Below are 11,497 nucleotides of genomic sequence, written 5' to 3'. Positions count from 1 at the left end.
TCGAAGGCTTTGGCCAAAAAATCGCGCTCGACGACGAGCTGGCCGATCTTGGCGTGCAGCTTCGTGACCTCGGCCTCCCGGCCGACCTGTGCGTCGGAAGCCTTGTCGTCGAACGCCTTGGCCAGGTTCTCGATGGCCTGCCGCTTCCACTGCGTGATCTGGTTGGGATGAAGCTGGTGTTTCGTGGCTAACTCCGAAATCGTCCGCTCGCCGCGGATCGCCTCAAGCGCGACCTTGGCCTTGAACTCGGCCGTAAACCGTCTGCGTGTCTTCATGCTGGATCGTCCTTTTCATCGGTCGATCCACCTTATGCCCCTGTCTCAGAAACCGGCACCACCTCATACCATCCAGAACAAGACGATGATCCGCGGGCTTACGCCCATGCGGGTGTCGAACGGCACGAATAAAGCCTTCGAAGAAGGCCCACTCACTGTCGGATATCAGGTTGCGCGCCAAGCTCCATCTCCCACGTGGAGATGGAGCTTGAATCACAGAGCGTCGACCACCGGAATCCATTTCGCCAACACAAACTAAGCATGTATAAAAACCAAACTACAGGAACAGCAATAAAATTATAAATATTTCAATCGAAAAACAAAAATATGCCCTTGGAATAACCCTTATCAGTACCCCCTGATTAAAGTGAGAGCTGCAGAATATTTTGATGATCCTGAAAGGTCTACACTGCTACGTATGAGATATCTATCAAATAACTTATCCACAGACTCCGCAGATTCAAATTGCTTAACGTCATCTGCCCCGGTAAGTTTAAGAGTTCTCCGCTTAAGCTCTAAAAGTTGCCTATCAACAGAAAGTCCCGAAAACCCAGCTGTAAGGCCATAAGCCCCCGCAAAAACCGTGCGCAAGGATTTCGAGGAAATAATATGATACCACTTGGCGTTATCGGTTACACTCGATTCAACCAAATCTTGAAGCTCCCGACGTCCGTTAAGAACAATCTCTATCTCCGGATGCTGCAAGCCAACATTTTTTGCAAATGATTTCTCAACATACTTGCCAAGAATACGTTCTATATCCAACCCCTTCCACCCTTCATCTAATGACGAAGGAAAGGCAAGGGCCTTGCACATGTCAAGATATTTTTTATCAGAAATTCTATTAACAAAACTATTCTTATCATCCGGATCCGAGGTAAGAATTTTCTTGATAAAGTACTTATTCTTTATATCCGAATCGAGACCAAAGGCAGTCAGGACGACGGAAAATATTTTTTGGTCCCCGATAAGATCATCTACGTCTCTAATTTTTGAAGCATTATCTGAAAAGTATTTAGAAACAAGCTTTACTTGGGAACTTTGAGCGTACGCGGTTTTCTGCCTGGTCATAGATCTCTCCAAAACCTTCCAACCAGCATACCCCCCGACCCCAATTTGAACAGTATAACTCAAAGTCACTCACCCACTAATTCTGTAAAAACGCCATGGTACATGGTCAAATTCTAAAGCAAACCACCAACTACAAAGTCGCCCAGAGGATGAATGACAGTTCTGCACAGAACGGCACATAAGTTTACCTGCCCACCCCCCTCATCATAGCTTTATTTATATCAATTAAAACATCAACAGACGCTTCCTCCACAAGCACACGAAACCCGTATTTCAATACAAAGGAGGAAAGAGATAATATTCCCACCTTCACATCTTCTGGCAATAAATTCCCAGGGGATCGCACATCATCAGCCAATACAACCCAAAGCTGATTGTTGTAAACTACAGAATTTAAAATTAACCTACGGTCATTTGAAATTTTAGCAGCCTGCAGTTCCCGCGTAGAACGAAGAAAAGCGGCATATTCATGATCTCTCTCGTTTCTAACTTCATCATATCCTTTGAAGTCACTAAAATTCACACAACCAACACTCATATAACATATCCAGAACAGCGTTCATTTAATTGGGGTGCCACTAAAGGCACCCCGTTTAATTAACGGAACAGAGCCAGGATATTTTGAGGCGCCTGGTTTGCGATAGAAAGTGCCTGAACGCCCAACTGCTGTTGAGTTTGGAGCGCTTGCAGCCGCGCAGAAGCCTCCTCCATATCAGCATCCACCAAAGCACCAATTCCGGTAGTAAGAGAGTCCGCGAGCCTTGAAACAAAATCTGACTGATCGCTGATCCGCTTCGCCGCTGTACCCAGTTGCGCAGCACCCTTCTTGGCAACCTCGATCATAGTTTCGATCTCACCAATTGCGGTCTGCGCCGTCGCTGCATTGGTGATAGTGGTCAGTGTAACTCCTTCAATTTTCTCTTCGAAATTCACAGAATTTACGGTAATCGTTTGAGCGGTCGTCGTCGTCTCGCCTTTAGTCCGGTCCAGAGATGCGAGGACGGTAAAGGATGTCGAGCTACCAACCGGATTAGTTTTAAGAAGATTGACCCCGTTCATCTGGGTGCCATCGATAATTGAGACAATCTGGTTTTTCAGCTGCACGATCTGCTCATTGACAGTGCCAAAGTCATTCGCATCACTGCCGGCGCTGGCCGCCAGGTCTTTCATCTGCACCAGCAGATCGCCAATCTGCTGCGCCCCATCAAGTGCGGTCGTTACCACTGCCTGCGACAGGTTAAGGTTGCTCTGCAGGGTTTTAAAAGTCGATTGATCCGATTCCATCACCTTTGCAATCGACCAAACGGCAGCATTATCTTTTGCCGTAGCTACTTTTTTCCCCGTTGAAATTTCATTTTGCGTTTTATTGAGGTTCGCGTTAATCCCTTTCAGGGTTTGCAGTGCGACCATTGCACCGTTGTTAGTCAGAATACTGGACATCTTTAACCTCGATTATTTCCGGACACCATGTCCCACTCAAGACAGTTCGGCATCTACCGAACAAAGAGATCCCGATTTTCTCTACATCGGAAATCATCTCTACTCTTTACCTGCCTCTTCAGGTCCTGTGATGCAATCAAATATCATGGAAAAATTTATTCAAAATCTATATCCCTTATCCACCGCAGGATAACAATCCGTCCTTTTTCCATACTCATCATAGATATAGATACTGCGGGTGAGGGCCATGATCTCATCGAACTGGTATCGGACCGCCGCCGCACCGTCTCTCACAGCTGTAATCAATGCCCGAATCGTAAGAAGAGCTTCAGTACATCCTGATGCATTTTCACCCCCCACCTTTCCAGCAAGAACCAACTCTTCAAACTGCCTGATGCCCTTCATTGCATCGACAATCCGAGATTCCAGGAGATGCTCTTGAACCTGGTGTAGCAGTTGTAATGGTTTCATTTTTACCCCATATCCGATATATGCAGATTCAGCGCCAGACGCTGCGCAAGCTGAGAAGCGTAAGCATCCTTTAAAAAGCTGCTAAAATGCTCCTCCCCCACACCGCCCCCAAACCCTGAGGATGTCTGTTGCGGCCACGCGTATTTCAGCATCTCTGAAAGGAACATCCGCTCGAGCCCATCATAAGGTTTTGTTATCGTTCCGCTTTTTACTGTAGGACTGGACATCCATCCAACCGGCTCCATGTAGTAATACCCTTGTTTGAAGTTTACACGACTTCATTCTATGGAGGAGGAGTAAATATTTGGTAACGTTCTTGTAGTATTCCATGGCGATACCGTCCCTATGGAGCCATCAATGATACGCATCGGTTTTGAGATTTTACCTACGCATCGGCATGGCATCTCCGATTCCCAGAACAAGGTGGATTCCAACAGGTATGATCGGCCAGATTTCATCGACGCATATGAGAAGAGACCTGATCAACCAGACGGGGAAGAGGAAGCTTTGACTTCCGATACCGGGAATCAAGAACAAGGCAGTCCGGCCGAGACAGGGCCGATCGGAATCGATTCACTTCTCACGGATGAGCATTTTTACCAGATTCAAGTGCATAACGAAATATCTTGTTTGCGCGAGTGTGAAGCGGAGGGATCCGATTCGGGTGAAAGCTACGACTCCGACACTCAGGCGGAAGCCGCAACCAGCGCTCATACCGAATCATTCGCCAAATTGGTAGATTATGATGAGATATTTGCGTCCAGAAGTGGTGAAGAAGTTAATGGCCCAGTGAAGCAAAGTCAGTCAGCGCATGCGGATCGGATTAACAGCACAAACCTGACCGCCACTTTATCAAGGGGTACTGGCGAAAGCGACCTCCTATCCGATGCATCTGAAAAATATACCAATGACCGCGCAGAGACCGCACGCCTTACATACATGGATTATCCGGAAGATCATGACCGAGCTTCATCCGTTACCTCCATAAGCGGCTCGGGGGAAGAAAATCAGAAACTTCCGAGCCCCTTTAATGAGATGAATTTGAACTACAACACATCCAATCAAGAATATATAATTATCTCGGGCTCGCCAGATCGGAAAATTCCGCTTACCTCCCGCCCGCCCTATCTCCATGCAAATCATATAGCCCAAGCACCTGCATACAGCGCATCGAATCCTGCTGAAGGGGTGATCGAGATAATTCTGACACCAGAAGATTTAGGGCCAATGAAGATTATCCTCACACCCGGAGAAAAGATGCATGTCTCTGTTTTCGCAGAACAGCATGAAACCTATCAGCTTCTTAAGAGAAATTCCGGAATTTTAGAGGAAGAACTACGCCAATCCGGTCTGGGAAAAGCAGATGTGTCATTTTCCAACAACGGGAAGAATAGCCAATCAGGGGGAAGCGTTCCAGAATCCACGCGAAACACTGAGGATGAGCCAGAGGCATCGACCGGGAAAGCGCCACCGGTGCTGTCAAGAACAGGTCGAAACGTAGCGAATCGTGAAATTGACATCAGAATATAGGAGATCACATTGACAGGACCAGGTAATATCCCACCCTTTGAAATGGGACCGGGACAACGCTCAGGCAGGTCTGCGCCCTCTCAAAACAATCCCGCACAAGGCCAGTTTGATACTTTCCTGAGGATGCTGACTGCGCAGCTCAGAAATCAGGACCCATTAAACCCCATGGAGGGCACAGATTTCGCCGTTCAGCTTGCCACATTCTCGGGTGTTGAGCAGCAGGTCTTGACCAATGCCCTGCTGAAAGAGATGCTGCTAGCCAGCGAGGAAGGGGAGCTTGGACAATTCTCGGACTGGATAGGGCGCGAAGTGCGAACCAGCAAGCCGGTCTGGTTTGATGATAAGCCTCTTGCTTTGACGGTTGAGGACGTCGCCGGTGCCGATACCATGACTCTTGTGACTCTTGACGAAAATGGTCGTGAAGTCATGCGTGAGAAGATCAGCCCTGACACCAGTGAGATCGAATGGCAAGGTATTGGCAAAGATGGCAAGCCACTGCCGTCTGGTTTTTACAGTTTCCGAATTGAGGCAACAAGTAACGGCGAGACACTCAAAACCCGTGACGTCGAGGCTTATACCCGCGTAACAGGGGTAGAGATTACCAAGGATGGCCCCAGTCTGATCTTGGAGGGTGGTGGAACGGCTGGCATCAAAGATGTCACGGCACTGCGGGAGCGCTCTGAAACAGCGAAGAGCTGACGAGGGATAAGGTCTCGCCTGGAAAGCTCCGATAAGCCGTGACTGCTTCACTTCCCCGGCACAATCGTCTGCTCAGGCAGGTGAACACCGGCCGTGACTGCCAGGAATGGCCCAAGGAAAGCAAGCATGGGACAACGGGTGCGAGTGATTATAGAGGGATGAAGAGGCAAAGGCAGATCGGATGATTGTCAGACCTGCCGCAACCTACCTGCAGCCCCACTCGACATCCCGAAGGTTTATCAAACCTGCAGGACAGGCCACAGAACCGGCGATATTGCGATAATGACCAAAGGCACGAAGAAACCGACCTTCCACGATATCGCGCTTCTTGCCGGAGTTGGCACCGCTACGGTTGAGCGGGTGTTGAATGGCCGTGGGGGCGTGCGGCCCGAGACGGCAGAAAAGGTTGTGCTGGCCGCACGAACCCTCGACTATCCGCGTATATTACCCGACGCGCATCGCGGGCTGATGCGGATCGAGGTGCTGATGGTACGGCCCGAGACCACCTTTTACCGGCGTCTGTCGCGTGCCTTTGAACGCATTTCTGCAACGCTGGATCCTCTGATCATCGTCCATCGCAGTTTTGCCGAAGAAATGAACCCGACGGAGGTTGCGGCCCGCATCTCCTCTGCCGGGATGCGTCGGGCGGGGCTGATTCTGGCGGTTCCGGATCATCCGCTGATCCGGGATGCCATTGAGAGCATCGCTGCCAAGGGCATCCCGGTAGTCCATGTCGTCACCCGAGCCTCGGACGAAGTGGGAGAGTTTGTTGGAATCGATAATTACGCCGCTGGACGTACCGCAGCGATGTTCATTTCCCGGATGAGCCCCCACAATGGGCGGGTCATGGCGATCTGCCATCCGATCTATCGCGTGCATCGCGACCGTATCCGGGGTTTTTCGGATTATTTCGCCGATCATCCGGAAGGTCTTGAGTTCGATTTGGTCGGCTTTGGCCGCGACGAGGAAGCCCGCCACGCCGATCTGCTGTTCACTGCCCTGAACCGGCACCCCGATCTTGCTGGCCTGTACAACGCGGGCGGAGCCAATGCGGCGCTGATCGAGGTGCTGCGCCGGCATCCGCGCGGGCGCGATCTGTTCTTTGTCGGCCATGAGCTGACCGACTATACTGCACAGGCGCTGCGGGACAGGGTGATGGATGTGGTGTTGGATCAGGCACCAGAGGCGCAGGCCCGCCGCGCCCTTGATATGGTACTACGCCGCATCGGCCTGACCGAGATTGAGCCCGATCAGGACCCCATCCGCTTTATCACCATCACCGCCGAGAGCCTTTGATCTGATTTGATCAAGGAAGCTTTCGGCTTCCCCGGACCTCGCTGCTACATCTTGCCGCAGGAGGAGGGCCGGCAGACCATGGCGCATGACGCCCTCCGCCCCATCCCATCGCCGAGGAGAGCGTCATGGACGATCTGCAATATGGAACGCGTAACAAGCGCGGCGACTGGACGCCGAACCGTCCTGTCGAGCCTGCGCCGCTGTTCGACTTTCCCCCGCGTATCAAGGCCATTCTGAAATGGCTGCCGCATTATTTCCTGCCCTGGAACGTGATCTTCGCCGTTTCGGCAGTCGCTTACTGGGCCTGGATCATCCCTCCGGTCGAGTCGATGCAAAGCATCCGGCTGGGCTGGATCGGCTGGCTTTATGCGGTGAACGCCCTGTGCGTTTTACTGTTCTACGGCGCGTTTGAACTGCACCTCTATGTGCTACGCCGTCAGGAAAACCGCTTTAAATACAACGGAAAATTCCCCGCCGAACAGCGCAGCAAAGCTTTCTGGTTCGAAAGCCAGAACATCGACAACATCCTGCGCACGTTTTTATCGGGGGTGACGATCTGGACCGGGGTCGAGGTGGTAATGCTCTGGGCTTATGCCAACGGCCATGCGCCATGGCTTAGCTTTGCCGAGCGTCCCTGGACGCTGGCACTGGTCGCACTCGCAGTACCGGTCATTCACGAATTCCACTTTTTCTGCATCCACCGGCTGATCCACACGCCGCTGCTTTATAAATGGGTGCATTCGGTACATCACAACTCGGTCAACCCTTCGCCCTGGTCGTCCCTGTCGATGCATCCGGTCGAACACCTGCTGTATTTTGCCACGGTATTCTATCACTTGATCCTGCCTTCGAACCCGGTGGTGATGCTTTATCAACTGCATTACGCGGGCTTTGGCGCCATCCCCGGCCATGTCGGCTTTGACAAAGTTGAGGTGGGCGAAAACGGCCTCGTCGATAGCCATGCCTACGCCCATTACCTGCATCACAAGTATTTCGAGGTGAACTACGGTGATGCGCTGATCCCCTTGGACAAGTGGTTCGGCACCTGGCACGACGGCTCGCCCGAAGGCGAGGCGCGGATGCAGCAACGCTATCGCAAGCGCAAGGAAAAGCTTGCCGCCCGCAAAGCCCGAATGGAAGCCAGGGGAGCCACCAAATGACCGATTGGGTAACTGCCTGCAAACTTGACGATATCGAACAGGAAGGCGCGATTCGCTTTGATCACAACAGCCGCACCTACGCGATCTATCGCGGCCCCGATGACAGCGTCTGGTGCACGGCGGGCCTGTGCACACATGAGGCGATCCATCTGGCTGACGGGTTGGTGATGGATTTCGAGGTGGAATGCCCCAAGCACTCTGGCGCCTTTGACTATCGCACCGGCGAGGCTTTGCGCCTTCCGGCCTGTGAAAACCTGCGCACCTATCCAACAGAGATAGTGAATGGCGAGGTTCGCGTGGCCCTGGGATAGGGCTGCGCACGCACCAATGGCCCCGCGACCGGAGCCTGGGAACGCAAGGGGTGCCGCGCACCCAAGGGAGGAAGAATGAAACGGATCATCGCCGCGGCTTCGCTCGCCGCGCTAAGCGCCGCTGCCGCAGGGGCGGAAACCATCGGCGTCTCGATGCAAAGCTTTGACAACAATTTCCAGACTCTGCTGCGGGAGGGGTTGCAGAAACGCGCCTCGGAACTGGACGGCGTGACCCTGCAGATCGAGGACGCACAGACCGATGTCGCCAAACAGCTTAATCAGGTGAACAACTTCATCGCTTCTGGTGTCGACGCAATGGTGGTGACGCTGGCTGATACCTCGGCCGCGCCCGGGATCTCGGCGGCGGCTGAGCTGGCGGGGGTTCCTCTGGTCTATCTGAACCTTGAGCCTGCAAATATCGCAAGCCTGCCGGCGACACAGGCCTATGTAGGCTCGCGCGAGACTGAATCGGGCAAGCTTGGCGCCGAGGCCGCTTGCGATCTGCTGAAGGCCAAGAACAAGCAGGGCAATGCGCAGGCCTATATCCTGATGGGCGATCTGGCGCATGAGGCGGCGCGCGAAAGATCCGCCTCGGTGCGTGACACCCTGGCTGCGGGGGATTGCAAGGACGTGGCCATCGCCGACGAACAGCCTGCGGCGTGGCAGCGCACCAATGCCATGGACCTGACCACGAACTGGATCACCTCGGGCCGGCCGATTGATGTGATTTTCGCCAATAATGACGAAATGGCCATCGGTGCCATTCAGGCACTCAAGGCTGCGGGCACCCAGATGGATGAGGTGATCGTCGTCGGGATCGACGCCACGCAGGATGGTCTGGCCGCGATGCAGGCGGGTGAGCTGGACGTGACCGTGTTCCAGAACGCCGCCGGTCAGGCTGCAAGCGCGCTGGATACCGCACTCGCACTCGCCCGGGATGAGCCGGTCGAACAGCAGGTTATGGTACCCTTTGAGCTGGTCACACCGCAGAACATGGCCTCTTTCGCGGGCCGCAACTGACCGGATGGCCGGCGCACGCCCACCGCGCCGGCCCCTGCAAGCGGAGAGCAATATGAACGGCATGGTCATCATCGGAGCTGGCGAATGCGGTACCCGCGCGGCATTCGCCCTGCGCGAGGCGGGCTGGAGTGGCCCTGTCACCCTGATCGGGACCGAACCCGGCGTGCCCTATGAGCGCCCGCCCCTCTCGAAACCCCGGGATGGGATAGTGCTGCGCAAACCCATCTGCCCACCCGAGGCTTTCGGGAACGCGGGTATTCATTATCTGGCGGATTGCACTGCCCGGTCGCTTGATCCCGTCACAAAGACAGTGACGTTGGAAAATGGCGAGGTCCTGCCCTATCACCGCCTGCTGCTTGCGACCGGCGCGACGCCTCGACGGCTCATCTGCCGCGGAGGGGACCGAGCGCTGAACCTTCGCAGCCACGCCGATGCCGAAGCAATTTTTGCGCGCGCATTGCCGGGGCATCCCGTTGCCATTATCGGCGCCGGGCTGATCGGGATGGAGCTTGCTTCCGTGCTGATCAGAAACGGGGTCCCGGTCCATGTGATCGACACCGCCCCTGCCCCTCTGACGCGTGCCGTTCCCAGCCATTTCGCAGCACAGCTGCATCAGCGCCATCAGGCCGAGGGGGTGCGCTTTCATCTCGGTCAGGGCGTCGCGGAAATCGGGGCAGACGGGGTTGCGCTTGCGGATGGCACTTTTGTTCCCGCCGATCTCACAGTGGCGGCCATCGGCGTGGTGCCAGAAACCGGGCTGGCAAAGGCCGCTGGGCTTGCGACCGGAAACGGTATTCTGACAGATGCAGAGTTGCGCAGCAGCGCCCCCGACATTTTTGCTGCCGGGGATTGCGCGGCAGCAGTTCAACCCGATGGCAGCCATCTGCGCCAGGAAAGCTGGCAGAACGCCCGCACCCAGGCCGAGACAGCCGCCCGCAATATGCTGGGCGAAAGCCAGCCTTATGCGGCCCTGCCATGGTTCTGGTCGGATCAATACGACCTCGGCCTTCAGGTCGCCGGTCAGCCCCGGCCTGAATATCATATGGTCCCGCGCCCCCTGCCAGGTGGAGAGCTGACCTTTTACCTCAACGCTGGCCAGCTCGTGGCAGCAGCAGGACTTGGCGCGGGCAATAGCACCGCCCGAGAGGTAAAGCTGGCAGAGATGCTGATCCTGGCGGGCGCCCGCCCGGATCCGGCTCTGCTCGCCGACTCGGCGATCAATCTGAAATCTCTGCTCAAAAGCGCACGGGCGGCGTAATGCAGCGGCTTTTGGTCTTTCAATCCCTTTGGGCGATGGAGCGTCGCCACACCGACGGGCACGAGCGTAGCCTTGACGAAAACATTGCCCTGATCCTCGACGCCGGTTTCGACGGGATCAGCGCACATTATACCAGCCGCGCTGAGGTTCAGCGGCTAAACCTCGCCCTTTCTGGCTCGGGTCTTGGCGTCGAGGGGATCTGTTTTCCGCGCACAGTGGATGACCTGCGCTTGCCGCTGGAGCTCGCCGCCGAATTCCCGGTCAGCCATCTGAACCTGCAACCTGACATCCGCCTGCGCCGGGTCGAAGACTGCCTGCCCTTGCTGGATGGCTGGCTGTGTCTGGCCGAGGATGCCGGCATCCCAGTGCTGATCGAAACTCATCGCGACCGCATGACCACCGATCTGTTCTTTACGCTGGATCTGCTTGAAGTCCGTCCGGAACTGCCGCTGCTGGCGGATCTGTCGCATTTTCTGGTCGGCCGCGAGTTCGCCTATCCGGTCAGCGCCGAAAACCACACGCTGATCCAGCGCATCCTGCGAAATACATGGGCGTTTCATGGCCGCGTCGCCTCGCGCGAACAGGTGCAGATCGAAATCTCATATCCCCATCACCGCCCCTGGGTTGATCTGTTCCGGCAATGGTGGCGTGAAGGGTTTCGCGATTGGCGCAGCCGCGCGGCGGCCGATGCGGCGCTGGTCTTTACCTGCGAACTGGGTCCCAAACCCTATGCCATCACTGGTCCCGACGGCAATGACACCACCGACCGCTGGAACGAATCGCTGATGCTACGCGACATGGTCCGGACCCTTTGGGCCGAAACAGCCAAACTGCCGACCGAACCTGCCCGCAGATGCAACTAGCCCGCCCCTTTTCATTTTTTTGGAGGTATTTTCATGATTTCTTCGTGTTTTGCGATTGCCTTTTCGAGGTCGTCAAAGACGGTGAGTTTTCCCCGGTCGAGTA

At 54.8% G+C, this 11,497-nt stretch carries 14 protein-coding genes and 1 pseudogene; 8 read left to right on the top strand and 7 right to left on the bottom strand.

The window, feature by feature from the left end:
• The 7 genes and pseudogenes from M511_RS19360 to M511_RS18390 all read right to left on the bottom strand — a co-directional run.
• On the bottom strand, positions 1-275 hold a 275-nt coding region (locus tag M511_RS19360), incomplete at its 3' end, for a transposase (protein WP_139824578.1).
• Between the two features lie 58 nt (positions 276-333).
• A pseudogene (locus tag M511_RS18415) lies at positions 334-516 on the bottom strand (hypothetical protein); the annotation flags it as partial.
• Between the two features lie 107 nt (positions 517-623).
• Positions 624-1,346, bottom strand: coding sequence for a DUF1217 domain-containing protein (locus M511_RS18410; protein ID WP_240547705.1), 723 nt, complete (start codon positions 1,344-1,346; stop codon positions 624-626).
• Between the two features lie 184 nt (positions 1,347-1,530).
• The gene (locus M511_RS18405) at positions 1,531-1,884 is read right to left on the bottom strand and encodes a flagellar biosynthesis regulator FlaF (RefSeq protein WP_085503155.1); all 354 of its coding nucleotides are present in this window, start codon (positions 1,882-1,884) and stop codon (positions 1,531-1,533) included.
• Between the two features lie 59 nt (positions 1,885-1,943).
• Positions 1,944-2,786 carry a flagellin N-terminal helical domain-containing protein gene (locus M511_RS18400; RefSeq protein ID WP_085503153.1) on the bottom strand — a complete coding sequence of 281 codons (843 nt, stop codon included), beginning with the start codon at positions 2,784-2,786 and terminating at the stop codon, positions 1,944-1,946.
• A gap of 159 nt (positions 2,787-2,945) precedes the next feature.
• On the bottom strand, positions 2,946-3,257 hold the full coding sequence (locus M511_RS18395) for a hypothetical protein (RefSeq protein WP_139824640.1): 312 nt from the start codon (positions 3,255-3,257) through the stop codon (positions 2,946-2,948).
• A 2-nt stretch (positions 3,258-3,259) separates the two neighbouring features.
• A complete protein-coding gene (locus tag M511_RS18390) occupies positions 3,260-3,502 on the bottom strand; it encodes a hypothetical protein (protein WP_010400261.1) in 243 nt (80 codons plus the stop codon).
• Between the two features lie 112 nt (positions 3,503-3,614).
• Here M511_RS18390 and fliK point away from each other — a divergent pair, with 112 nt between their 5' ends.
• The 8 genes from fliK (at position 3,615) to M511_RS18350 (ending at position 11,394) form a co-directional block, all read left to right on the top strand.
• On the top strand, positions 3,615-4,787 hold the full coding sequence (gene fliK / locus M511_RS18385) for a flagellar hook-length control protein FliK (RefSeq protein ID WP_176224583.1): 1,173 nt from the start codon (positions 3,615-3,617) through the stop codon (positions 4,785-4,787).
• Positions 4,788-4,829: 42 nt separating this feature from the next.
• The gene (locus M511_RS18380; protein WP_085503149.1) at positions 4,830-5,486 is read left to right on the top strand and encodes a flagellar hook capping FlgD N-terminal domain-containing protein; all 657 of its coding nucleotides are present in this window, start codon (positions 4,830-4,832) and stop codon (positions 5,484-5,486) included.
• A 282-nt stretch (positions 5,487-5,768) separates the two neighbouring features.
• A complete protein-coding gene (locus tag M511_RS18375; RefSeq protein ID WP_085503147.1) occupies positions 5,769-6,782 on the top strand; it encodes a LacI family DNA-binding transcriptional regulator in 1,014 nt (337 codons plus the stop codon).
• 125 nt (positions 6,783-6,907) lie between these two features.
• Complete coding sequence (locus M511_RS18370) at positions 6,908-7,942, top strand: sterol desaturase family protein (protein ID WP_085503145.1); 1,035 nt, start codon at positions 6,908-6,910, stop codon at positions 7,940-7,942.
• Positions 7,939-8,253 carry a MocE family 2Fe-2S type ferredoxin gene (locus M511_RS18365; RefSeq protein ID WP_010400267.1) on the top strand — a complete coding sequence of 105 codons (315 nt, stop codon included), beginning with the start codon at positions 7,939-7,941 and terminating at the stop codon, positions 8,251-8,253. The genes M511_RS18370 and M511_RS18365 overlap by 4 nt, the downstream gene beginning before the upstream one ends.
• 75 nt (positions 8,254-8,328) lie before the next feature.
• Positions 8,329-9,273, top strand: coding sequence for a substrate-binding domain-containing protein (locus M511_RS18360; protein WP_085503143.1), 945 nt, complete (start codon positions 8,329-8,331; stop codon positions 9,271-9,273).
• Positions 9,274-9,325: 52 nt separating this feature from the next.
• Positions 9,326-10,531: an NAD(P)/FAD-dependent oxidoreductase gene (locus M511_RS18355; protein ID WP_085503140.1), complete on the top strand. Its 1,206-nt coding sequence runs from the start codon at positions 9,326-9,328 to the stop codon at positions 10,529-10,531.
• The gene (locus M511_RS18350; RefSeq protein ID WP_085503138.1) at positions 10,531-11,394 is read left to right on the top strand and encodes a sugar phosphate isomerase/epimerase family protein; all 864 of its coding nucleotides are present in this window, start codon (positions 10,531-10,533) and stop codon (positions 11,392-11,394) included. Before M511_RS18355 ends, M511_RS18350 begins: the two co-directional genes overlap by 1 nt.
• Positions 11,395-11,497 lie beyond the last annotated feature (103 nt).

The sequence above is a fragment of the Paracoccus sp. J56 genome (genome assembly GCF_019633685.1).
Lineage (GTDB): Bacteria > Pseudomonadota > Alphaproteobacteria > Rhodobacterales > Rhodobacteraceae > Paracoccus > Paracoccus kondratievae.
Note: the sequence above shows the minus strand (reverse complement) of the source record. Positions and strands in the feature narration are given on the sequence as shown.